At 41.2% G+C, this 23094-nt stretch carries 20 protein-coding genes and 1 pseudogene; 13 read left to right on the forward strand and 8 right to left on the reverse strand.

What is annotated here, in order from left to right; translation table 11 throughout:
- Nucleotides 1-808 precede the first annotated feature (808 nt).
- Together QUB80_RS01195 and ygfZ are read left to right on the forward strand one after the other, a co-directional pair.
- Nucleotides 809-3193 (forward strand): NHL repeat-containing protein, encoded by a 2385-nt coding sequence (locus QUB80_RS01195; RefSeq protein WP_502875273.1) that lies wholly within the window; start codon nucleotides 809-811, stop codon nucleotides 3191-3193.
- 73 nt (nucleotides 3194-3266) lie between these two features.
- Complete coding sequence (gene ygfZ, locus QUB80_RS01200) at nucleotides 3267-4250, forward strand: CAF17-like 4Fe-4S cluster assembly/insertion protein YgfZ (RefSeq protein WP_289787671.1); 984 nt, start codon at nucleotides 3267-3269, stop codon at nucleotides 4248-4250.
- Between the two features lie 134 nt (nucleotides 4251-4384).
- On the opposite strand, the gene QUB80_RS01205 is transcribed toward ygfZ, so the two are convergent.
- The 3 genes from QUB80_RS01205 to QUB80_RS01215 form a co-directional block, all read right to left on the reverse strand.
- Nucleotides 4385-5140, reverse strand: a complete 756-nt coding sequence (locus QUB80_RS01205; protein WP_289787672.1) for a DUF5331 domain-containing protein — start codon at nucleotides 5138-5140, stop codon at nucleotides 4385-4387.
- A 56-nt stretch (nucleotides 5141-5196) separates the two neighbouring features.
- Nucleotides 5197-5523 carry a (2Fe-2S) ferredoxin domain-containing protein gene (locus QUB80_RS01210; protein WP_289787673.1) on the reverse strand — a complete coding sequence of 109 codons (327 nt, stop codon included), beginning with the start codon at nucleotides 5521-5523 and terminating at the stop codon, nucleotides 5197-5199.
- 111 nt (nucleotides 5524-5634) lie between these two features.
- Nucleotides 5635-6609 carry a cysteine synthase A gene (locus tag QUB80_RS01215; protein WP_289787674.1) on the reverse strand — a complete coding sequence of 325 codons (975 nt, stop codon included), beginning with the start codon at nucleotides 6607-6609 and terminating at the stop codon, nucleotides 5635-5637.
- 645 nt (nucleotides 6610-7254) lie between these two features.
- On the opposite strand from QUB80_RS01215, the gene QUB80_RS01220 reads away from it, so the two are divergent.
- The 3 genes from QUB80_RS01220 (at nucleotide 7255) to QUB80_RS01230 (ending at nucleotide 12220) form a co-directional block, all read left to right on the forward strand.
- On the forward strand, nucleotides 7255-7572 hold the full coding sequence (locus QUB80_RS01220) for a hypothetical protein (RefSeq protein WP_016875110.1): 318 nt from the start codon (nucleotides 7255-7257) through the stop codon (nucleotides 7570-7572).
- A gap of 25 nt (nucleotides 7573-7597) precedes the next feature.
- Nucleotides 7598-9679 carry a dynamin family protein gene (locus QUB80_RS01225; RefSeq protein ID WP_289787675.1) on the forward strand — a complete coding sequence of 694 codons (2082 nt, stop codon included), beginning with the start codon at nucleotides 7598-7600 and terminating at the stop codon, nucleotides 9677-9679.
- A gap of 273 nt (nucleotides 9680-9952) precedes the next feature.
- Complete coding sequence (locus QUB80_RS01230) at nucleotides 9953-12220, forward strand: dynamin family protein (RefSeq protein WP_289787676.1); 2268 nt, start codon at nucleotides 9953-9955, stop codon at nucleotides 12218-12220.
- A 114-nt stretch (nucleotides 12221-12334) separates the two neighbouring features.
- Here the strand turns inward: QUB80_RS01230 and QUB80_RS01235 are convergent, their stop codons facing one another.
- Both QUB80_RS01235 and QUB80_RS01240 read right to left on the reverse strand, forming a co-directional pair.
- Entirely contained in the window at nucleotides 12335-12919 is a 585-nt protein-coding gene (locus QUB80_RS01235) for a Uma2 family endonuclease (RefSeq protein WP_289787677.1), read from the reverse strand.
- Between the two features lie 98 nt (nucleotides 12920-13017).
- Nucleotides 13018-13656, reverse strand: a complete 639-nt coding sequence (locus QUB80_RS01240; RefSeq protein ID WP_289787678.1) for a peroxiredoxin — start codon at nucleotides 13654-13656, stop codon at nucleotides 13018-13020.
- A gap of 83 nt (nucleotides 13657-13739) precedes the next feature.
- Between QUB80_RS01240 and QUB80_RS01245 the strand changes: the two genes are divergently transcribed.
- The gene (locus QUB80_RS01245; protein WP_289787679.1) at nucleotides 13740-13928 is read left to right on the forward strand and encodes a hypothetical protein; all 189 of its coding nucleotides are present in this window, start codon (nucleotides 13740-13742) and stop codon (nucleotides 13926-13928) included.
- Nucleotides 13929-13950: 22 nt separating this feature from the next.
- On the forward strand, nucleotides 13951-14289 hold the full coding sequence (locus tag QUB80_RS01250; RefSeq protein WP_289787680.1) for a hypothetical protein: 339 nt from the start codon (nucleotides 13951-13953) through the stop codon (nucleotides 14287-14289).
- 97 nt (nucleotides 14290-14386) lie between these two features.
- Here the strand turns inward: QUB80_RS01250 and hpsP are convergent, their stop codons facing one another.
- Together hpsP and QUB80_RS01260 are read right to left on the reverse strand one after the other, a co-directional pair.
- Nucleotides 14387-15568 carry a hormogonium polysaccharide biosynthesis glycosyltransferase HpsP gene (gene hpsP / locus QUB80_RS01255; protein WP_289787681.1) on the reverse strand — a complete coding sequence of 394 codons (1182 nt, stop codon included), beginning with the start codon at nucleotides 15566-15568 and terminating at the stop codon, nucleotides 14387-14389.
- Nucleotides 15569-15718: 150 nt separating this feature from the next.
- The gene (locus tag QUB80_RS01260) at nucleotides 15719-16681 is read right to left on the reverse strand and encodes an integron integrase (protein ID WP_289787682.1); all 963 of its coding nucleotides are present in this window, start codon (nucleotides 16679-16681) and stop codon (nucleotides 15719-15721) included.
- 517 nt (nucleotides 16682-17198) lie between these two features.
- Here QUB80_RS01260 and QUB80_RS01265 point away from each other — a divergent pair.
- The 6 genes and pseudogenes from QUB80_RS01265 (at nucleotide 17199) to QUB80_RS01290 (ending at nucleotide 21351) form a co-directional block, all read left to right on the forward strand.
- On the forward strand, nucleotides 17199-17561 hold the full coding sequence (locus tag QUB80_RS01265; RefSeq protein ID WP_289787683.1) for a pentapeptide repeat-containing protein: 363 nt from the start codon (nucleotides 17199-17201) through the stop codon (nucleotides 17559-17561).
- A gap of 162 nt (nucleotides 17562-17723) precedes the next feature.
- Nucleotides 17724-18098, forward strand: coding sequence for a nuclear transport factor 2 family protein (locus QUB80_RS01270; protein WP_289787684.1), 375 nt, complete (start codon nucleotides 17724-17726; stop codon nucleotides 18096-18098).
- A gap of 119 nt (nucleotides 18099-18217) precedes the next feature.
- Nucleotides 18218-18510, forward strand: a pseudogene (locus tag QUB80_RS01275) (type II toxin-antitoxin system HigB family toxin).
- A 14-nt stretch (nucleotides 18511-18524) separates the two neighbouring features.
- Nucleotides 18525-18902 carry a helix-turn-helix domain-containing protein gene (locus tag QUB80_RS01280; RefSeq protein WP_289787685.1) on the forward strand — a complete coding sequence of 126 codons (378 nt, stop codon included), beginning with the start codon at nucleotides 18525-18527 and terminating at the stop codon, nucleotides 18900-18902.
- Between the two features lie 177 nt (nucleotides 18903-19079).
- Complete coding sequence (locus QUB80_RS01285; RefSeq protein ID WP_289787686.1) at nucleotides 19080-19730, forward strand: pyroglutamyl-peptidase I; 651 nt, start codon at nucleotides 19080-19082, stop codon at nucleotides 19728-19730.
- Nucleotides 19731-19953: 223 nt separating this feature from the next.
- Entirely contained in the window at nucleotides 19954-21351 is a 1398-nt protein-coding gene (locus tag QUB80_RS01290) for a hypothetical protein (protein ID WP_336622300.1), read from the forward strand.
- A 60-nt stretch (nucleotides 21352-21411) separates the two neighbouring features.
- Here QUB80_RS01290 and QUB80_RS01295 read toward each other — a convergent pair whose 3' ends face one another.
- Nucleotides 21412-22977, reverse strand: a complete 1566-nt coding sequence (locus QUB80_RS01295) for a mechanosensitive ion channel family protein (RefSeq protein WP_289787687.1) — start codon at nucleotides 22975-22977, stop codon at nucleotides 21412-21414.
- Nucleotides 22978-23094: the final 117 nt, after the last annotated feature.

Consider the following 23094-nt stretch of genomic DNA (forward strand, 5'->3'; position numbering starts at 1 on the left):
TTACTGATTTTTACCACCTTTTTTGAAAATTGCAAGGCTTGGGTGGTGACTCTACTGATATTCTCTGATTGTAGATATTCTCAGTAATTAAAACAGTAAAACCATAGATAGATTTTTAGAATAATTTCTATCTAATTACAGATGATTTTTTCCTAAAAATACACTGGAATCTATATCTTTTCTATATTCTACTATTAATAGTGAATGAAAATTCCGAAGATTGGCTTCAGAATATTTTCTTCATCGTCCTAAATTATAGCAACATACAAATCTATTCTCTCTGAATAAAAGTAAAAACTCGAAAAAACATAAATTGTGTTTAATTGAATAATCTATATTATATCCAATTTAAAATTACCACTATTATGTCATCCATAGTTTAAAACTTAATTATGAAGAGAATGTGATCGTCAAATTACTTATACAAATATACCGAGAAAATAAAAGACTTCAGTATGTTTTTTTTGAAATCAGATAAATTTAAAATAAAAAAATAATGTATTTTTTATAAAGTTTATGTAAACTAACATTTACGCTCCGGAATGTTGGATATTTTGTATAAGAATATGATTAAAGATGCTAATTATCAATACTGTTAGTAACGACAAGAATATAATTTCAGTATAGATTTATTAGGTATAATCAGCAACTAAGAATCATAAAATAAAATCAATAAATACTATTGAAAAGTTATTAAATTCTAGTTGTGATGATTTTTTATTTGCAGATATTGTTTTGTAATTAACTAGATATGAACAATAAATTGCTACGTTCTCTCAGCAAATTCAGCCGAAAGCAACTCAGCAGAATGCAATTTATCTCTCGGCAAATCAAGAATTTGGTTTGGGCTAGGAATTTCCGATCTCATCAAAATTTCAAGTTTTTCCTTAGTCTAATTCTTGGAATCACAACTGCAATTGTAGTTGCAATGTACGTAACTGCGGATGTTACACCTAAAAATGTAACAGCAAAAACAACACTTGCAAAGGTGACTGCCGAAGCTATACCGGAAAACTTGACTACTGAAGTTACGCCTGAAAGTGTGATTGCTGAAGCTACACCTGAAAACTTGACTACTGAAGTTACGCCTGAAAGTGTGATTGCTGAAGCTACACCTGAAAGTATAACTGCGGAAGTTATGGCTGAAAATTTAACTACGCAGATTGCAGCTGCTGCTAACACTTACAAAACTTCTTGGATTGGTAATTCTTTTAGCGGTGGTCAAAAGTGGGTACAAATAAACGTACATGATATATATGTTACTCCTGATGGTACTGTCTATACTAATACGACGTGGGATGAAGCAGGACGAGAAGTTGGAATTTACAAAAATGGAGATGTTATAGGCAAAGCCGATCAAACTCATGGATGGGGAAGAATAGGCGGAGTCGCGATCGCTGTAGATACAAAATATATGTATGTGGCGATGCACCAGTATCCTGAAGGTAAACCAGGAGAAGATTATCCTCCCAAAGGAACTGAGTGGCATTGTATTCGACGCTATAACTTATCAGGAGAGCCTGCGCCTTTTCCGGGTGGGCGTGGCTGGGATAAAAGTATGTTAATCGTCAGTACTGCCAAAAAAGGCGAAGTGACTGGGTTGGCAATTGCAAATGATCTCTTGTACGCAAGCGACAAATTAGCCAATCGTGTCCGCGTTTACAATAAGGCTACGATGAAGGAAATACGTAACTTTGCAGTTCCAAATCCAGGCAAGATAAAGATTGATAAAAAAGGAAATTTGTGGATTCTGCAACACAAAATTCAACACAAAAATGACAAAACCCCTGTCAAACTTCTCCACTATTCTCCAACAGGAAAGCAGTTACCTGTAGGAATTGCAGATATAGTTGAACCATCAGCGATCGCCATTGATAATCAAGGTAGACTATTAGTAGCAGACAACGGGCCGCGTCAGCAAATCCTATTTTATGACATTACAAATAAGCCAAAACAGGTTGGCACTTTTGGTATTAAAGGTGGTATTTATGCAGGCAATCGCGGTGAAATTGGAGATTTAAAACTTTACGGTATTAGCGGAGTCGGTACAGATGCAGCAGGAAATATCTACATTAGTAATGTTGCTTTTGGTTACAATGGCTCAGGTACAGATTTGCGGGCATTTACTCCAGCAGGAAAATTAAAGTGGCAATTACTTGGTCTAGAATTTGTAGATAGTGCTGATGCCGATCCTGGTACTGATGCGGTAGATGTATATACTAAAGAAGAACATTTCACGATGGACTACCGTCAAGGTAGCGGTAAAGACTGGCGTTACAAAGGATACACATTAGATAAATTCCGCTATCCGAACGATCCAAGACTACACATGACGCCTTCAGCCGCTTTTGTTCGTCGCATTCAAGGAAAACGTCTTTTGTATATGTCTGCGGATATGATGGCAGAACGGTTGTTAGCCTATCGTTTTGATGGAGAAATAGCTGTTCCGTGCGGTATTTTTTCTAAAATTAGCAGTGATTGGCCGACTAATCAGTCAATTAAAGGTAGTTGGCTATGGCAGGATATGAACGGTGATGGTTCGATGCAGGCTAATGAATATCAAAGCCTGGGTGAGGACGATAGTTCTGTTTGGGGTTGGGAAATTGATAGCAAAGGAGATGTTTGGCAAGCAGCAGAAGCTGGCTATATCAAACACTATCGTTCACAAGGATTGAATTCTCATGGTTGCCCTGTTTACAGCCGCACTGCGGTAGAAAAAATTCCCATGCCAGCACCTTTGAAAACCCCAACTAGGATCAAGTATATTCCCGAACAAGATGTGATGTACTTGTCGGGCTATACAGGCGATCGCCCCAACGTAGATGGTGATTGGGGATTGGCAGGTACAGAAATAATCCGCTACGACAACTGGAGCAAAAACAGAAATGTGCGCTGGCGAATACCTTTGCCTTATGAACCCCATCGCGATCCGAAATTGCACATGAAAGCGATTGATATAACTGGCGACAGAGTTTTTGCCGTTAGTAGTAAAACCGCAGAAGTTTTTGTTTATGATGCGAAGACAGGAGCGCCAGTAATACAATTAAAACCCGGCCCGGAAGTTTTTGGCGAAAGTGGCTGGATTGACATACCTTATGGCATCCGCGCTTTTCGTCGCTCAAACGGTGAGTACTTAGTATTTGTGGAAGAAAATTCTAAAGCGAAAGTGCTGATGTATCGGGTATCGGCTTAGGCGATAGGGGACAGGGGACAGATCAGTAAAATATTCCTGTAACCTATAATCTATAACCTGTAACCTCATCGCCATGTCCACATCTGCCACTAACAGTCAAGACACAGCGGCTATCCAAGCAGCACAAAAAGGAGTTGCTATATGCGATCGCTCTCATTGGGGGCGCATTAAAGTTTCTGATGACGATCGCCTCCGCTTTTTGCACAATCAAAGCACTAATGATTTTCAAACACTAAAACCAAATCAAGGTTGCGATACAGTTTTCGTGACATCCACCGCCCGCACAATTGACTTAGTAACAGCCTATGTAATAGAAGATGCTGTGCTACTATTGGTTTCGCCAAATCGGCGTGATTTTTTGATGCAATGGCTAGATCGCTACATTTTCTTCGCTGACAAAGTACAGTTAACCGATGTTACCGATGAAACCGCTACTTTTAGCTTGATGGGGCCGAAAAGTGATGAAATTGTAGAAAAGCTTGGTGGTGAGGCAATTATCGGTCAAGCTTATGGAAATCACCTAAGTGTCGATGGGATATGTGTAGCTGTTGGTAGTGGCTTGGCTTCTTTTGGATACACTTTGATTTTGCCAGTTGCTTTAAAAGAAACAGTTTGGAACAAAATTGTTGAGTTGGGTGCAGTACCAATGAGCGAGCGCGCTTGGGAAGAATTGCGAATTACTCAAGGACGCCCTGCGCCAGAACACGAACTAACTGATGATTATAATCCCTTAGAAGCGGGTTTATGGCAGACAATTTCGTTTAATAAAGGTTGCTACATCGGACAAGAAACTATCGCTCGTTTAAATACTTATAAAGGTGTAAAACAGCACCTCTGGGGTATACACTTAAATGCTGGTGTTGAACCAGGAACAACAATTACAGCCGGGGATGAAAAAGTAGGCAAGCTAACTAGTATTACGGAAACTGCGGAAGGTTATCGTGGTTTAGGATACATTCGCAGCAAAGCAGGTGGAGCGGGTTTGCAAGTGCAAGTTGGAGAAGTTGCGGGTGAAATAGTAGAAATTCCCTTTGTTTCTCATGAGTATCCGGAATGATGGGGATTGGGAAGAGGACAAGGGGACACGAGGATACGGAGTTGGGGAAGTGATAAGAGTAAATTCTTCCCCATCTTTCCCATCTTCCCTATCTCCCTCATCTGTTCCTTTCCCACTCCTCTTCCTAGTCCCTCTTAAAATGGAATAAAAATAGCTTCTTCTCTATCCCATCCCACACCCTGACAAAAATCATCTATCCAAGCAGCAAAATTAAAAATTTTCTGAATCGAAAATGAGTTAACATTATCCTGAAATTCTCTCAGTGGCATTTTCACAAGCTTATCTTTACTTTCCACCTCGCTGACAATAATTGCAGGTAAAGATTCAAATTCGCTTTCTACTTCGTTAGCAACGGCGACTGATGGCAAGGCTGTGCAGTTACTTTCCTCAAAGTAGCTGGTAAGTACTATCGATGAAACGGCTTCAGCGTGACTTTCCCTCCTGCTAATTAATCTCAGTAATGGAGCAGGTTTGTTGTTGTCACCTTTTGCGATCATTGTTAATGAAGGCAAAGGATATAGCTTGCGATCGCCTAAATTTCTATGGCTAGACTTTTCAGGAAGTATACTCATCACAGCAGAATCATCAGCATCTTGGTGTTCATCTGCATTTTCTTCTTCAATTAAATGCAAATGCTCTTCCGGATTAAAATTGAGATTTAAAGCTGCAACGATGCGATCGGGATTCCTATTTAATTCCAACAAAAAAGGCAGAACTTCATCCAACTGTGGCTCCAAAACTGACAAAGTCGCCAAAATAAAATCAGAGGAAGGACGACGGTGACCATTATAAGTGCCCCAGATACGCATTTTTATCAACCAGGGACGATTTTTATAATAGTACTTTACCCATTTTATTTTTAAAGATTCACGTAGCTGCTCAATATTCATGAGATATCTCGATTCAGTCAACAAAAGTGCAGACTTCTATCGGCTAATAATAGTCCTTATTCCTGGGAATGAAACCGATAATAAAGCATCTTTGTCACTTTTTGATTGCCTAACAAATGCTGTTCGACTACCAAAGGCACTTCATCTGGACGGACGCCACTATACCAGATCATATCTGGTAACACCAGCACCATAGGCCCATTACCACATTGTCCTAAACAGCTGCTACCCATTACCGTTACCTCAGGGATGGACATAGCCTCAAAAGCTGCTAATACTTTAGCAGCACCTTGTTTGCGGCAGGTGCGATTTTGGCAGATACGTACACATCGATTAGAAACAGGAGGTGTTGCAGGAGAGTTTGATGGTTGAGTGCTAGTCATTTGTCAATAAGCAAGAGTAGATGTCAATACTAGAGACGCGATTAATCGCGTCTGTACAAAAGTCAAAAGTCCAGAGTTCCTTGCTATTGACCAATAACTAATGACTAATGACTATTCTGTTAATAACCCTTTTGATTGTAACCATTCACGGTTAAAGATGCGTGACTGGTAACGGGAACCGCTATCACACAAGATGGTAACAATAGTGTGTCCTGGCCCCATTTGCTTGGCAAGGGCAACAGCGGCAGCAACATTGATACCAGTAGAACCACCCATAAATAAGCCATCTTTCTGCAACAGTTGATAAACTACCCGTATAGCTTCCTGATCATCAATCTGAATAGCATCATCTGCTGGTGCGCCTTCCATGTTCGCAGTGATACGGCTATTTCCGATGCCCTCAGTAATTGAATTGCCTTCTATGTGGATATCACCAGTTTTAATATAGCTATAAAGACCGCTACCCATTGGATCGGCAACTACGCATTTGATTTCCGGATTTTTTTCTTTCAAGAACATGGACACACCCGCATATGTGCCGCCAGTTCCGGTGGATGCAACCCAAGCGTCTACTGTACCATCTGTTTGCTTCCAAATTTCGGGGCCTGTAGTTTCGTAGTGGGCGTGACGGTTAGCTAAATTATCAAACTGATTTGCCCAGATGGCGTTTTCCATCTCAGCGGCAATTCTGCCAGATAGCTTAACGTAGTTGTTAGGATCTTTGTAAGGCACAGCAGGAACCGGACGAACTTCTGCACCTAATGCCCTTAAAGCATCCATCTTTTCTTGCGACTGGGTATTAGGAATAATAATCAAGCATTTATAGCCTTTGGCATTGCAGATATGAGCCAATCCAATGCCAGTATTTCCCGCAGTTCCTTCTACTACTGTACCACCAGGTTTAATTAAGCCTTTTTTTTCCGCATCTTCAATGATATAAAGTGCAGCACGATCTTTCACAGAACCTCCAGGATTGAGAAATTCTGCCTTAGCGAGAATTTCGCAACCAGTCTCTTCACTGAAGCTATTTAAGCGAATCAGGGGTGTGTTGCCAACGGTGCCTACAAAGCCGTTCTTAATATCCATTTTGAATTAACCTATGTTTTACTATAAAAATTCTTACTTATAGTGGCACTGGGATTGAATGAAGCTTGAGATTATTGCCTAGCGATCGCAGTTCCATTAAAAAATCATGACAAATAGGGCAAACCTTTGCTGCTGTTGTAAAGAGAGAGCATTCTACCTTTCAAGTTTAATATATCTGATCGCCCTATTCCCTGTTCCCTTGCCTCTACCCGTAACTTTAATTTTGCCTAACCATTTATACCAATTATGGATACTTCGATAAGCTCAGTACAAGTTTTGGATTTTAGATTTTGGATGAAAACCATTGATTAATAGGCTACTCCAGAATCTTGAAACAAAACTCTCGCGTGCAAATTTAGTATTATTGGTGGTTACAGTCTACTTAAGTGGACTTGGGCTATAAGCCAAGAAAGTTATTTCTTGGCGGGCTAGGCAAGCCAGTACGAGCTTGAGTGCGCTGCCCTTGGAGCGCCTCTAAAAATCTAGTTCAATCCAGGGAATATACTTAAATTTATTGTTTCAAATTAATATTATATAGATACGATAATTGCACTGATGGCAGTATAAGTATCTGTAATTTAATTTACATATAAGGCACTACTTAGTGCTGATATTCTTTCATTGTCTTGGATGGGATGAACTAGGGTGGAATCTGAAGAAGATAAATACAAACACCTCCAACGTATAGAGCATCAACTGCGACAAAAAGAGACAGAACAGCGACTTCAGGAATTGGAAGCGGAAATTCATGCTAAAGATATAAATGTCTATAAACCTATTAAAGATAAACCTGAAGCTTCAGGAAAACTTAGACAGACGCAAGTAATTCTGGGACTTAAATTATTTGCGTTTGCAATTGTAACAATAGCAGCGGTGAAAATAGCGTCAGTTTTGGCAGGAGTAATCATCGTAGGCACGATTGGTTTTGTTGCCTATAAACTCTTTTTCACCGAGAAAAAATAATAATTTTTGAAAAAAAGCAATTAACATGGATTATCAAACAAAAACAGATGTTTTTATTAACGACTTGGAACGAGTTGTTAAAGTAAGACAAGAAGTAGCGATCGCACTAGAAGAAATTGCACAAACAATTGATCAAGCGGAATTAGCTGGAGAGTTTGCTTCCGGTAAATTAAGTTTAGAGCGTGATATTGAAGATATTAAGGTAGTCAGCAAAAATCTCCGCCAAGGCGTCTTTCGTCTACTAGTTTTAGGAGATATGAAACGGGGTAAAAGTACATTTCTCAATGCTTTAATCGGTGAAAAAATCTTACCGAGTGATGTTAATCCTTGTACTGCGGTATTAACAGTTTTACGTTACGGTGTTGAGAAAAAAGTTACAGTACATTTTAATGATGGCAAAAGTCCGCAGAATTTAGATTTTGATGAATTTAAACATAAATATACAATTGATCCAGCAGAGGCAAAGAAACTAGAGCAACAGAATAAGCAGGCATTTCCTGATGTCAGTCATGCTGTAGTCGAATATCCTTTACCGTTACTGGAAAAAGGAATTGAAATTGTCGATAGTCCTGGATTAAATGATACAGAGGCGCGTAACGAATTATCCTTGGGTTATATCAATAATTGTCACGCAATTCTATTTGTGCTGAGAGCCTCTCAGCCTTGCACATTGGGCGAGCGGCGTTATCTGGAAAATTATATTAGAGGTAGGGGGCTGTCGGTTTTCTTCTTAATCAACGCTTGGGATCAGGTACGCGAAGCCTTAATCGATCCGGATGATGAAGAAGAGCTAAAAGAAGCGGAAGAAAGACTGCGGCAAGTTTTTCAAGCGAACTTAGCTGAATATTGTATTGTAGACGGACAAGATATTTACGATGAGCGCGTGTTTGAAATCTCTTCCATTCAAGCGTTACGGCGACGCTTGAAAGATGCTCAAGCTTCCCTAGAGGGAACTGGCTTTCCTGGATTTATGAAAGCACTCAATACCTTTCTTACCAGAGAAAGAGCGATCGCCGAATTGCGACAAGTACGAACATTAGCAAGACAAGCGTGCGATCGCACTCGTGAAGCGATTCAAAGACGGATACCATTACTTGAGGAAGATGTTAACCAATTGCGAGAACGTATTAATTCTGTAGAGCCAGAATTTACCAAACTCAGAGGTATCCACGAGCAATTCCAACAAGAAATCAGAAACACTAGGGATACTCAAGCAAAAGCGATCGCTGACTCATTCAAAACTTATATTTTAAACTTGGGCAATACTTTTGAAAGTGATTTTCTCCGCTATCAACCGGAATTAAATTTATTTGATTTTCTCAGCAGTGGTAAACGAGAAGCATTTAACGCCGCCCTGCAAAAAGCTTTTGAACAATATATTGCCGATAAATTAGCTGATTGGACTTTAACCGCCGAAAAAGAAATCAGTGCAGCATTTGTCCAACTATCAAGAAGTGCTGCACAATATGGTGCTTCTTACAGTCAAGTAACAGACCGCATTACAGAAAAATTAACAGGAGAAAAAATCAAAGTCAATCCCGCCACTACTACAGAAGAAGATAACTCTCCAGGGTGGGCAAAATGGGCAATGGGTTTGTTATCATTCACAGGAGGAAATTTAGCTGGTTTTGCAATGGCTGGGGTAGGATTCGATTGGAAAAATATTCTGTTAAATTACTTCACTGTCATTGGTATCGGCGGAATAATTACAGCAATCACAGGTGTTTTTCTTGGGCCAATTGGATTTGCTCTACTAGGTTTAGGTGTAGGATTTTTACAAGCAGATCAAGCGCGAAAAGAATTAGTGAAAAAGGCAAAGAAAGAGTTAGTAAAATATTTACCACAAGTAGCAAACGAGCAATGGCATACTGTATATAATGCAGTTAAAGAGTGCTTTGACTCTTACGAAAGAGAAGTTAGCAAGAGAATTAACGAAGATATTGCTGCTCGCAAATCTGAATTAAATAATTTGCTCCAGCAAAAAGAAACTCGCGAGATTAATCGCGATACTGAATTAAAGCGATTGAAGATTCTCGAAGAAGATGTTGTGACAAAATTACAAAAAGTTGAATCTGCATATAGCAATTTATTCGCTTACTACAGTTAGTTTTATACTTTGAAAGTATTTTACTTGGTGTCTTGGTAGTGAACTCAAATCTTGCATCTCGCTCTTAGATGGATCAAGTTTGTTAAAACTGATAACTAGCCTAGTCTGCTTGAGCAGACTTTAGCTTTAAGCCAAGAAATAAAATTTCTTGGCGAACAACAGCAATTTTTGTAGGATGGGTATGCCTAACTTTCCTCAAACCCTTATTTTTACATTTTAGACAGTATCCACCTTATAGATATTTTACTGAGAAAGAAAATAAATCTAGAAAATATGCAGCAAGAGAATCAAAATTACAAGCAGCTTGCAGATACTCTTAAATCTGTATCTGCATTACTAAATATAGATTCAAAATCGGCGCTGTACAGAGATATTATTACCATTTGTAATTATCTCACAAATCCCTACTTTCGGATTGCAGTATTTGGCCCCTTTAATCATGGTAAGTCAACCTTACTTAACGCCATCTTGGGAAATCGCACATTACCAATTGATTTAATTCCTACTACAGGTGCTGCTATTACTGTTAAGCATGGCACTGATTTACGCACGAGAATTACTTTAGTAGATAATACGGAAATTTACCGCAGTGGCACAGAAATTTTAAAGGAATTTGCAATTTTAGATGGCGACAGGAAGATGCGAAGTGATGTTGCTTCTGTAGAAGTTTTCTGTCCCCACCCTTTTTTAGATAGGGGTGTAGAATTTCTCGATTTACCCGGAACTAATGATAGAGAAGAACAAGATAATTTAGTCAGAGAACAACTGTTAGGTGCTGACTTAGTAGTGCAGTTGTTGGATGCACGTAAGTTAATGACTTTAGGTGAACGGGAAAACTTACGAGATTGGCTTTTGGATCGTGGTATTAAAACGGTTATTTTTGTTGTTAATTTCTTGAATTTACTTGAACCAGAAGAGCAAAAAGAAGTTCAAAATCGTCTGCGGTTTGTTGCTGAAAGTTTTCGAGCTGACTTACCACCAGGTTTTAGTAACTTATATCGTGTTGATGCTTTACCTGCTCTAAGAGCTAGACTTAAAGGTGATGTGGCAGCAGCGAGTACTAGCGGTTTAGTGGCTTTTGAAACAGCTTTACAGAATATCGTCGAAATTCTCCAACAAAATCGAAAAGATTTGCGTTTGCCGAGAGTGCAAGCGATCGCATCCCAAATACAAACATCATTAAAGGCAAAAATTGCTCCTTTGCGGAGTGAAATTAAAACGTTTGAAGAAAAGAATCATGCCAAAAATGAAATTAAGCAACGTGCTGTAGAGCTAATCAAACAAGGATTTAACACTAGTGTTGTCAAGTTGCGTGATTGGCTGAATATAACAAATTTACGAGATAAATATCAAGCTGACGCTGCTATTGCCTTAGCAACAAATAATTTTAAAAATTGGGAGATAAATACTTTTAACAAAGATTTTACTGAATTAAAAGCTGCTATTTTAAAATGGTTAGAACAAGCATATAATTTTTTTCAAGAAGCAAGACCAGAAGATTTATTAATTCCCTTTCCCAAAAAGCCACAAGTTAACTTACCACCCAAACCAAGTGATTCTGACGATTTAAGCGATCCTAGTTCTATTGCAGTTGGTGGTGGTATTGGTTGGTTATTAGGTGGCCCGGTTGGGGCTGCTGTTGTTGGAAGTATTGCTTATTTAGTCAACAATAATTTACAAAAACAAGATGAAAAAGTAACTCAAGATTTGTATCATCAACAAGTAGCAAAAATTTGTGTAGATGCCATTGATGATTATTTAAACATCTTTAGTAGTCAAGGATTATCAATATTAGCTGAATATGAGAAAAAGGCGGAAAAAGTTATTAAATTTACAGTAATTAATGAACCACTAGAAGTTACTAAAAAACGTGAAGAATTACAACAGTGGCAGAATCTTTTAAATCAATTAAATCGAGAGTTAGAAAAAACTTTAGGCATTTCTATTCCTGATGAATTGAACATAGAAAAAGAACCACCTCAGTCTGTGTATCGTTTTTCAGGCAAAGGAGTAAAAGAAGATTTGGGGATGCGCCGACAAGAGGATGCACCAGCGAAGGAACACAGTAATACAGCAACAAGAGATACAGTAAAAGAGGACAAGCAGACGGAGAGAAAAGCAGAGAAAAGTAATTTCTTTGCGTCTCAACCTCCCCGCATTTCCGCGTCTTCACCTCCTCCTCCTAGAAAAGAAGATTTAGAGGCAAAATTTCGTGCTTGGGAACTTGATGAAGAAATAGCGCAAATGAAAGCACAAATGCGTTCACCTGAGTTTCAAACTGGTAAGCAGCAAAATACGAATCAAAGCCAGCAAGCACCTAATCAAGCTAAAACCCAAGCGGAAAAAGACAAAATTGCTCACGCCTACACTATCTTAGGTTTGCAATCGGGTGCTTCATTAGCTGAGATTAAACAAGCTTATAAAAATTTGGTGAAAAAATGGCATCCAGATTTATTTGTGGATAAGCCCCAACTGCTACAACAAGCACAAGAAAAAATGCGACTAATTAATGAAGCTTACACGATACTAATAAAAACATAGATCCCCGACTTCTTAGAAAAGTCGGGGATTTTACAGAGCTTATCTAAAATAAAAGATAAACAATATTATAAAATTAATAAAATTGCGATCGCATATTTAAAAATATTCACTAAATTACCAAATCTTACCCATATTCAGAACAAAACCAGGCAAAACTGGATCGCCACTGACACTATCAGGATTATCTAAACATTCCTCTGACATTCCCGGACGATAAATATAAACTTGGCGATTTTTCCTATCAATCAACCATCCTAAGTGAATTCCTGGCTCCCTCACATATTCGTCCATTTTTTCTTGTAAGGGCTTGAGGTTATCAGTAGGCGATCGCAGTTCTATCAAAAAATCTGGACAAATAGGGGCAAATCGTTCCTGCTGTTCTCGTGAAAGAGCATTCCACCGTTCTAGTCTAATCCAGGAAGCATCGGGAGAACGTTCTGCACCCGTTGATAGTGTAAATCCCGTGCTGGAGTCAAAACAGATACCTGTGCCATCTTGTTCTGCCCAAATTCCTAGCTGTAAAGCAACGTTAAAGTTACGATTACCTGTTTCTGAACCAGTGGGTGGCATAATTGATATTTCTCCATATTTATTCCTCTCAATGCGTAAGTCGCGGTTAATCTGACAGAACTCAAAAAATTCTTCGTCTGTCATTTGCATTGATGGCGGAATTCGCAAAACAATAGGAGACGAAAGCATAATATCTACACAACTGACTTTTCTTTCTATTCTTACCTACAGATGCGAAAAGGTGGGCAATGCCCACCCTACTGCTTGGCGTGAAATATTTTCAAGATTTATTTGTTGGGTTGAGGAGTCATCCGCAAGTAGGGCTTGACTTCCTGATACCCTTTAGGGAACTTCTCCTTCAATACTTCTGGATCTTTGAGTGAAGGAACAATTACGCAGTCATCACCATCTTTCCAGTCGGCTGGTGTTGCCACGCTGTAGTTATCAGTTAGTTGCAGCGAATCGATTACGCGCAAAATTTCATCAAAGTTGCGTCCAGTGCTGGGAGGATAAGTTAAGGTAAGACGCAGTTTCTTACTGGGATCGATAATAAACACAGTCCGCACTGTAACACTGGCGTTGGCATTGGGGTGAATCATGTCGTAAAGATCGGAAACCTTACGATCCGGATCTGCCAAAATCGGGTAGTTAAGTTTGGTACTCTGGGTTTCCTCAATATCGCCTACCCATCCTGTGTGGGATTCAACATCATCAACGCTGAGGGCGATTACTTTCACATTGCGCTTGTCAAATTCTGGCTTGAGTTTAGCAACGGTGCCTAATTCAGTGGTGCAAACTGGAGTGTAGTCTGCGGGGTGGGAGAACAGCACTACCCAGCTGTCGCCTGCCCAATCGTAAAAGTTGATATCGCCATCTGTGGAGGCTTGAGTAAAATTCGGTACTGTATCACCGAGATGGAGAGCCATGTTACTTCCCTGTAAATAAGTCAAGATATGGGTGTTCTAATTTGCATGATGACACAAAACACCGATTCTCCGATAGGACTATTGTGGTTCGCAACAAAATTTTAGGTTCTGAAATTCAAATTCAGCCCAAAACCGAATTTACAGTGATCAGAGTTGTCGGCTTTTGTAGTCCTTACAGGAAGAATATGTTCGGTGTTGCAGTCCAGCCATTACACACTTTACCACTTCCGAATACCGAAACTGTAGATAAAGTTCAACGTCTATGTAAATAAATTAATTCATAGCTGTGAAAACATGAATACAGGTGGATTGCTTGCTTTTGTTTGTATGGTTGCAATTGCTGTATACTTGCAGTGTTTTACTGAAAGTGAGTTTCTTCTTAACCCTTTAATAGATACTCAGTTACCTTCGGGATTTACCCAAACTAAGTTTGAAAGCATTAAACCGGGAATGACACAAGCTGAAGTTTTAAAAATTTTGCCGCCACCTGAATATTTATCGAATGATGATTCTTGGGCTTATGGTAACGATGGTGCGGCTCCTTTCGGAGATTTTGCCTGGTTTAGATTTGTAATATATTTTGATCGCGCAGGAATTGTAACTAAAACAGAACGCCAAAAATTTCATGATTAAAATTCATAAGTAAGTAGAAGGCAGCTATGCTGGAGGCAGAAGGGAAGAGGGTTTTAAGCTGATTCATTTTTCTTTACATAGTTGGGTTTATTTATGCCTACCTACTTACAAGTATATTTTTATAGGCTTCAATCATTTGACGGGCGATCACATCCCAACTGTAATGCTGCAATGCATACTCTTGAGCGCGTAAACCCCGGCGTTGACATTCGCAAGGATTTTGCAAAGCAATGCGAAGTAACTCAGTGAGTGCTGGCATTTCTAGTTTACTCACCCACCCCGACTCACTCTGCTGCACATCTTGACAAATGTGTACCTGATCGGAAATGATGACAGGCGTTCCTGCTGCCATTGCTTCAGCTACAGCAATACCAAAGTTTTCATAGTACGAAGGTAAGACGAAAATATCGGCAGCTTGCAAGAGGGCAGATTTTAATTCTCCCGTGACAAAGCCAGTTATGGTAGTGTGCGATCGCAAACAAGAATTATATATCTGTGATTTGATTTTCTCTTCATAACCTGGATCTTGGGGATTTGTGCCAGCTAAGACAAAGTGAAAATTTAATCCTTCCGCTACAAGCTTCTCCAAAGCTGGAATTAGTAGATTTAAACCCTTTTTTGGATCGATTCGTGACATAAACAAAACCAACGGTACATTAGCAGGAATGGCGAACTGACTACGTACCATATTTCCCCTCTCCCCCTCTTCTTGAGGCGGAATAACACCCAAGGGAATTACCAAATCACGTGTCGTGACTCCAAATCTTTCTGAAATTTTCGCTTCCTGAACACTGGTAAAGTGCATAGCCGCCGCACCAGCTATATTTTTACCTTCTAATATCAAGGCATAGAGCTGTTTTAATTGTCTTTTCTTGCTTAAATCAGCCGGATCTAGAGTACCCAAAGGACGCAAAATGTAAGGAAGCTTTTGACGACGACAAATCGCGGCAGCAACACTACTGATAGGGGAAAATAAAGCATGAATATGAGCTAAATCAAACTTGTGGGCATGAAAGTTTAACCACTTAAGTAAATCTAGAGAAAATTTATAACGACGAAATGGAGCGGAACGAAAATATATTATTTCATAGCCATCTTGTTTGATAGGAGTATTTAGGGGAACATCCAAAGGTTTTTGAGCGCGATCGCCATTACTATTAGTTGTAAGAATAGTAATTTCTACACCCTCTTGTGCTAAAGCAGGAGCTAATCCTAGTATCATTTGACTAGGGCCGCCATAGATTAAGGAAATAGAAGGAACTATTTGTAAAATTCGCATATTTTTTAATATGAAGTGGATAGTTAGGTATCAGGGTAAGCTCATCTAATTTGGTATACAGCAAACTTGACATACCAAAGAAAATGACTATAAGAGATAGTGTCAAAAATAACTTGCTCGCTCATACATCCATTAAATACAAAACCCTGATTAATCAAGCGGACTGCGAACAGCCTTACCACCCCGGTTAAGAACACGGGTATAAATCATCGTTGTTTTTACATCCTTGTGTCCCAGTAATTCCTGCACCGTGCGGATATCATAGCCGTTTTGTAATAAATGGGTAGCAAAAGTGTGGCGAAACGTATGACAACCCACCTTTTTTTGAATACCAGCTTGACGAACCGCTTGTTTTAACGCTTTTTGTAAACTACTTTCATGAAGGTGATGGCGACTAACTTCTCCACTGCGGGGATCTTTGGAAATGCTACCAGAAGGAAAAACAAATTGCCAAATCCACTCATACTTGGCTCTGGAATATTTTCTCTCTAATGCAAAAGGTAAATAAACCGAACCATAACCTTTTTGTAAATCTTGTTGATGGAGAATTTTTACACTTTGTAAATGAATTTTTAATTCTTCAGCGATACTTTCAGGTAACATAGTCACCCGACTTTCATTTCCCTTTGTATCACGGACAATAATTTGTTCTTGAGCAAAATCAACATCTTTAACACGCAAGTTTAAGCCTTCACTTAAACGTAAACCTGTACCGTAAAGTAACTTAATTAAAAGTTGATGTACTCCAAACATTTGTTTAATAATCGAAAAAACTTCATCTTTTGTTAAAACTGTTGGTAAATATTTAGGTTTCTTTGCACGTACCGCATCTATATTTAAATCTAAATCTTGTTTTAATACTTCTTTGTAAAGAAATAGAACAGCATGAAGCGCTTGATTTTGAGTTGATGCAGCCACATTTTCATTAACCGCAAGATGCGTTAAAAATGCTTCGATTTCTGCACTTCCCATATCTTTAGGATGACGCTTATCATGAAAAAGAATATAACGTCTAATCCAGTAAATATAAGTCTTCTCTGTTTGGTAAGAATAATGCTTAAGACGGATAACGTCTTGTACTTGTTCTAGCAGTTTATTGGGACGTTGTTCCATCGGGTTTTATACAGAAAAATTCCGTTTAATACTCTAAATAAGGATGTTATGCGGAAAAAATCTTTATAACACCAAGAGATATACGGAAAAATTCTATATAATCCTCCTGTAAAGGATAGTTATACGGAACAATTCGGTATAGTATCCGAATAGGGATGTAAAAAAGAAGTTTTCCGTATATTCAGACAGGAGTTGGTTATAATGCTTTATATATCAGGATTGAGAAAAAGATTATATGGAAAATTTCCGTATAATAAATATTTTTTCTGCCGACGCAGTATAAAGCTTGACATTATATGCTAAGATCTGCGAAGAGTCGTCACAACAACACTTCGTTGGAACCAACACCTCGTTAATCGCCCGAAGGCGATTAGCCGGAGGTGCGGTTCAACTCCGCCGTTATACAGCTACAGTTGGAGATTGTTTTCGCTGCCTGAGCCTGTTTTAGCATTTGGAAGTTACACCACTTAGATTTTTAGGGCATACTTCCTACTGGTACTTTCCTGCAAAGTGGAATATGGATGCTGAAGAATTTTTAAGCCGCTTAGAGGCTGGTGATACTGATTTCTCGCAAATTGATCTAAGTGGGGCAATTTTGAGCGAGGTAGACCTGTCATGCATCAATCTACGTGGATCTGACTTAAGTGCTGCAATCCTTTGTAAGGCGAAGTTATATGGTGCAGATTTAAGAGAGGTAAATTTCAGTGGTGCAGATTTGAGGGGGGCAGACCTAAGAGTTACTCGTATGGAGGAAGCCAATTTTGAAAATGCTAATCTAATAGACGCTGATTGGCGCAATGCAGAAAAATATGGAGCTTATTTTTGCAATACTGTCATGCCAGATGGTGAACTCATAACTGACCCAAACGAGTATGAATAATAAATGCTATTTAGATCAGCACACGTTAGGTAGATAATTGTTGGCGATCGCTGTATAACAATTGCAGTGCAGCGGATTGAAGGAAGCTGCTAGTGCTTAGTTGAAGTTACTGCAACCGCTGACCGCAACCGTTAGGCAGCCATATCACACTCCCTCCCAATCATGTCTTTCACACTCTCTAAAGAAGACCGCACGATTCTGACTCGCCTCGAAGAAGATATGTGGCGGGAGGTCACACGCTTTGATCAAACCTTTCAGGAACAACGGTTCGCTGCCGATTTTTTTGAGTTCGGTCGATCGGGACGAGTTTACACCCGCGATCAGATCATTCGCCTAGACCCGCAGCCAATCCACGCAGTGCTTCCTCTGCCGAATCTTGCCATTCGCCTGCTTGACAAGAATACAGCGCATGTTACCTATAACAGTCAGGTTGAATACGATGGCATCATAGAGTACGCAAGACGAAGCTCTATCTGGTCACGCACGGAGAGTGGTTGGGTCATGCGCTTTCATCAAGGCACACCATACCAGCCATAACAGAGGCAGCATGAAGTCAAGGAAGATGGACAGGGCAGGGATTCGCTGCTTTGTGAAAAAAATTAGAGCCTCTTCCAATACTTCTTGCTCCCATCTTGGGAGCAAGTTATGATAAACTCATGCGTATCTTATCCCGGAGCACCTTACGAGATTTTTGGGAATCTCATCCAGATGCCGAAGAAGCATTGAAAACTTGGTACCACGAAGCGTCTCACGCCGATTGGCAGAGTCCAGTCGATGTTAAGTCCGCTCATGGCAATGCCAGTATCATTGCGAACAATCGTGTCGTTTTCAACATCAAAGGCAATACCTATCGGTTGATTGGGCAATTCGTTATGACATTGGCATCATGTTTATTCGATTTATTGGTACTCATGCCGAGTATGACAAAGTTGATGCAGAAACGATTTGAACTGAGGTTGATGTATGGAAATACGCCCAATTAGAACTCAAACTGACTATCAAGAAGCTCTTCGAGAGATTGAGTCGCTGTTTGATGCTGCTGAGAATACGCCTGAGTACGATCGGCTAGACATCCTTAGTACCCTCACAGAAGCTTACGAGAAAACACATTTTCCGATTGAACTACCTGATCCGATCGAGGCAATTCAGTACTACATGGATGCTCGTAGTTGGTCTCGTCGTGATTTGGAGACATGTCTGGGCAGTCGAGCAAGAGTGTCTGAGATCTTGTCTCGCAAACGTACCTTGACGTTGGAAATGATTCGGAAGTTGAATCAAGAATTAAGGATCCCGGCTGAAATTCTTATTCAGCCCTATGAGCCAGTACAGGTCTCTGCCTAACAACGCCCATGCACCCGACCAACCGAGAGTCAATTTGTTGAGTGTTTGAAGTTATCTGCGGCGGGTGATGGGCAACGTTAGACCGCTAGACCTCGGTGATGACAGTTGTCTAAAAGCTATCTGTGAGTGTTTAAAATTGAGTCAGTTTTAAGACTGCTGCTGAGATGGTGCTTTGAGATGAGAGCGTTAATAACGGGCTTTGAGCCGAATGATGATGGTTTGAATGCGTCAGAATTGGTTGTCCTTTCGCTGTGTGATAATCCTACTCAAGAGCTTAGTCAGTACATTGATGACATTGACTTCAAAATTATGCCTGGTAATACCAACATCCTTGGGCAGGTAGTAGATGAAACCCTCAAAGCAGTTGCACCCGATATTTGCATTGGGGTTGGTCAAGCACGAGGATATAACAGAATTGCTCTTGAGCGAATGGCAAAGAATTTAAGATACTTCGTGACCTTAGATAAGGCAGGTAATGCACCCAAGGGAGAACCAATTGTTTCCAATGCTCCTGTAGCCTACTGGCATTCTTTGCTAGAGCAAGATAATTTAGTTACACTGCTGGAGAGCCACAATATCCCAGCCAAAGTTTCAAATGATTGTGGAACTCATTTGTGCAATCAAGTTTTTTATCACTTTCTCCACTGGAAGGAGACTTATAAACTTGATATGAAGGTTGGTTTTGTTCACATTCCAATATTGCCTGAGCAAGTTATTAAGTACTGGGCGGAGTCAGCATTTATGCCGATGGAGATGACCCGTAAAGCTCTATCGCTAATCATCGATCAGCAAATTCAGTCTGTTACTTCAAGTCCATACGCTGTCTAACAACGCTGTTGCAGCGGATTGATGGTTACGCTTGTGGCGTAGCGAGGTTTGTCTGCAACCGCTCAACTTAGCCGTTATGCAGAGGTAAGCCATCGGCTAGAGCAATGCCTGACAGTTTTCAGCAGCAGGTAGGATGTTTGTGTTATCGGCAAAGATGGCATAGGATACTGACAGCCAACGGCACCCTGAATTGCAAAGTTTTTGGAAAACTATCAAGAGGGTTATGATGTCATCTGCTGAACTCTCAAAATATGTAGACCATGCGCTAAAGTGGCGATCGCAACCCGGCTATCTCGCAGAAGGCGGCTCTAATTTTGAATCCGTCCATGTGCTGTTAGGACGCTTCCTAGCAGATCAACATTCTCCCAATCCACTACCAGATCAGTCTCTGTTAGATGAGAATCCTCAGTTTCAGTGGGGGCAGGGCAGACCCCTGGAGAAGGTGATCAACTCTCAGGCCGACCTGGAAAAACTGATGCTGCAACCCCGCCTCTTCCGGGAAGCCATCGCCATCATTGAACCCTGGGAACATGTCGGCTATAACCCCCTGGGGGAACACGTCCGCGCTTCCGGCAATGTGGCCTACATCGCCCAAAAAGTAGCTGACTGCGATTCCCTGCTGTTCCCGCTCTGGTCTTCCGGGCTGCTGAATTTAGATCAGCTAATCCCCATCCTTTCTTCCGGTATCGCCGTCGTGGTGGAAGGGGGAGATCCCTCTGTGCGGGATGCCACCACGTTTGCTGCTGGTCAGGCATCCCTGGCAGATCTCCACCGTTTTACCGAAGAACTGCTGCTGTCCCGCTCCCCCACCAGTGCTCCGGCGATTTTCATTTGCCTGGGGCATCAACTGGCAGCCCAGTCACACATCCGGTTGATTCAGCAGGCCGTTGACCAGGTACTGGGGATGGACACCCTGGAACGGGACAAGAACGGCAAAGCCCTCTGTGCCCTCAAAACTGTCTGTCGTCAGATTCAGCAGGTGGGCGAATCATTGCCAGTGGAGAAGAAAACCGGCCACCGCATCGCCGACACCTGGCACCATCCAGAGTTTGCTGTAGGGCCGAATGAGTACAAGGAAGTAGGCCACCGGCAATTGCTCCATTACCAATCCCCCGATGACCTGACTTCCGCCATCCCCCAGGCGTTGATAACTGCCCATGAGGTCACCGCCGATGAGTTTGAAGGAGTCATTGACACCGCCATCGAGTACGAGCATGAACTTAACATCGCCATGTTTCACTCCGACGAGGTGAACGAAGAGGCGATTTTGCTGGCTAACTGGGCCTATCGGCTGCTCCACGACACCATCATTCCCCATCGGGTCGTGCTGGCTAGCAGTCCCCTCTCCTGGCTGATGCAGTTACCCTATGCGATAGAAATTCTCTGTTCTACTGCCCTGGACAATGGCGAAGTGGTAACCGAATGCTCCGCCACCTGCATTATTTACAAAGACTTCGAAAGCAAAAAGATTCGTCGCTCGTTTACCTGCCAGTTTCATCCCGAACTGCTGGCAGACTTGCGGGTCATTGGTCAGCGCCAGCCGCCCTCCTACCAGCAGCTCAAGCAAGACGATGGAGCCCGATTGTTTGCCCGTCTACTCTATGCTGGCATGCAAGAGTAGCGTTCTGGTCGCAACCCTGTGTTCGGCCTGCGTTAACTGGGATTCACTCTGGCACGGTTTCTAACCTGGTCGGATTTTTTTGGCAAGCTGTTGATCAAAGGCAGTTTTGAGCTTGCTACGCAACAGCCTTTGAATACGGAGGTGCTTACCGGGTTTTACTCGGGTCACGGTGCGAATCACTAAATTCTCCGCGTCAAAGCTTTCAAGCCCCTCAATTTGAGTCGCTTCCAAGACATCTAAACATTCATTATTAAGGTGCTCGCCGACCCTGGTTATCAGTTGATAAACCTGCTCTAATTCAAGTCCTGGAGGAACTGGAACATCGACCTTGGCGTAGGTATAGTGTTTAGAGTAGTTCACGATTGAGCCAATGTCGCCATTGCGAATAATCTGCAATTGTCCATCGGGATGACGAATGTGAGTCGTTCGGAGTTCGATGGCCTCGACTTCCCCTTCTACAACTCGTTCTTCTTCTTTACCGGCCTCGATGTAATCTCCTACCAGATAGTAGTTTTCAAACAAAATAAAGAATCCGCAAACAATGTCGTTAATCAAGTTTTGTGCCCCAAATCCTACCGCCAGGCCAACAATGCCAGCCCCAGCCAGAATGGGAGCCGGATTAATGCCGACCAGATTGAGTACAATAATTCCACCCGTAAAATAGGTCACGTATTTTAAGACGCTTTTGAAGAGGGGAATGATGGTCAGGCGTCGCTGTCGCTGTAAATCTGTAAGGTGATCGGTTTTAAGGACTAAATCTTCAAGGATAATATTGGAGATTTCTATGAACACGCCACATAAAAAATACAGACCAATAATTTGAACAATTTCATCAGAGTAGGTCGTAATCCAGGCGATAGAGTCGATATCCTGAATTACTAGGGTGGCGATCGCAACATACAAAATATATTCCAGCGCCTTTTTTAAGGCTGGCACTAAGTGACGAAAGCGCTCATAGTGACGCAACACATTTTCAGAACTGGAAAATCGTAGACTTAAGGCATCTAGAGTATCGATCATTACCGACAGCAGTTTGATAATCAACCGCCCCAGGGAAACCGCCAGATAAGCTTTGAGGCCAACTCTGAGAAATTTAATGACAATATCGGGTAACTGTAGAAAATCAACGCAAAAAAGCAATGCCAGCAGCCAGATTCCATTTGCTGAAACCTTCTTAAGGGTGCTGAAAAATACCTGAACGCTTTCGTCGTTAGCGGTGATTTGGTCTGAATTTTGAGCCAGTACACAGGCCCGATCTAGCGCTTTAAGCAGATAGGGCAGGCTGAACTTGACCAGTAGCAGTAAGCTAATGCACTTGAAGAGTGCGATTGCAAGCTGAATCCAAAACTGGCGGGGAATGCTGCCTAGCAGATTCAAATACAAAGCCGAGACGCTTTTACCCTGAAAAATCAGTACTCCGTTCACCCCAGTCACCAACACACACAGGGCAATGCAGGCGACTAACAACACCACAGTGGCATTTTGCCGAACATTGGTAATCTTCGAGGCGTGATGCCGGAACCAGGTTGCTGCCAGAACCTTGGTGCTGAACTGAACCAAGCCGTTCAGCAATACAAAGCTGGCAATAATCCCGGCAATTCCCGCAAGGGTAAAAACTATGTTCACAGCAATAAATTCACAATTTCCAAAAACTCAGCTTTCCCTCGATCTAAAACGAGAGGGGACATCAAATTTTAGCAGAAGAAGTTTTTTAATTTGCTTGCAAGTGGCAGAAATGGCTCT

Source organism: Chlorogloeopsis sp. ULAP01 (assembly GCF_030381805.1).
In the GTDB taxonomy this organism is placed as follows: domain Bacteria; phylum Cyanobacteriota; class Cyanobacteriia; order Cyanobacteriales; family Nostocaceae; genus Chlorogloeopsis.

Coding starts and splice junctions, on each gene's coding strand:
- QUB80_RS01195 (WP_502875273.1), top strand. CDS start 809: ATGCAATTTATCTCTCGGCAAATCAAGAATTTGGTTTGGGCTAGGAAT.
- ygfZ (WP_289787671.1), top strand. CDS start 3,267: ATGTCCACATCTGCCACTAACAGTCAAGACACAGCGGCTATCCAAGCA.
- QUB80_RS01205 (WP_289787672.1), bottom strand. CDS start 5,140: ATGAATATTGAGCAGCTACGTGAATCTTTAAAAATAAAATGGGTAAAG.
- QUB80_RS01210 (WP_289787673.1), bottom strand. CDS start 5,523: ATGACTAGCACTCAACCATCAAACTCTCCTGCAACACCTCCTGTTTCT.
- QUB80_RS01215 (WP_289787674.1), bottom strand. CDS start 6,609: ATGGATATTAAGAACGGCTTTGTAGGCACCGTTGGCAACACACCCCTG.
- QUB80_RS01225 (WP_289787675.1), top strand. CDS start 7,598: ATGGATTATCAAACAAAAACAGATGTTTTTATTAACGACTTGGAACGA.
- QUB80_RS01230 (WP_289787676.1), top strand. CDS start 9,953: ATGCAGCAAGAGAATCAAAATTACAAGCAGCTTGCAGATACTCTTAAA.
- QUB80_RS01235 (WP_289787677.1), bottom strand. CDS start 12,919: ATGCTTTCGTCTCCTATTGTTTTGCGAATTCCGCCATCAATGCAAATG.
- QUB80_RS01240 (WP_289787678.1), bottom strand. CDS start 13,656: ATGGCTCTCCATCTCGGTGATACAGTACCGAATTTTACTCAAGCCTCC.
- QUB80_RS01250 (WP_289787680.1), top strand. CDS start 13,951: ATGAATACAGGTGGATTGCTTGCTTTTGTTTGTATGGTTGCAATTGCT.
- hpsP (WP_289787681.1), bottom strand. CDS start 15,568: ATGCGAATTTTACAAATAGTTCCTTCTATTTCCTTAATCTATGGCGGC.
- QUB80_RS01260 (WP_289787682.1), bottom strand. CDS start 16,681: ATGGAACAACGTCCCAATAAACTGCTAGAACAAGTACAAGACGTTATC.
- QUB80_RS01265 (WP_289787683.1), top strand. CDS start 17,199: ATGGATGCTGAAGAATTTTTAAGCCGCTTAGAGGCTGGTGATACTGAT.
- QUB80_RS01270 (WP_289787684.1), top strand. CDS start 17,724: ATGTCTTTCACACTCTCTAAAGAAGACCGCACGATTCTGACTCGCCTC.
- QUB80_RS01280 (WP_289787685.1), top strand. CDS start 18,525: ATGGAAATACGCCCAATTAGAACTCAAACTGACTATCAAGAAGCTCTT.
- QUB80_RS01285 (WP_289787686.1), top strand. CDS start 19,080: ATGAGAGCGTTAATAACGGGCTTTGAGCCGAATGATGATGGTTTGAAT.
- QUB80_RS01290 (WP_336622300.1), top strand. CDS start 19,954: ATGATGTCATCTGCTGAACTCTCAAAATATGTAGACCATGCGCTAAAG.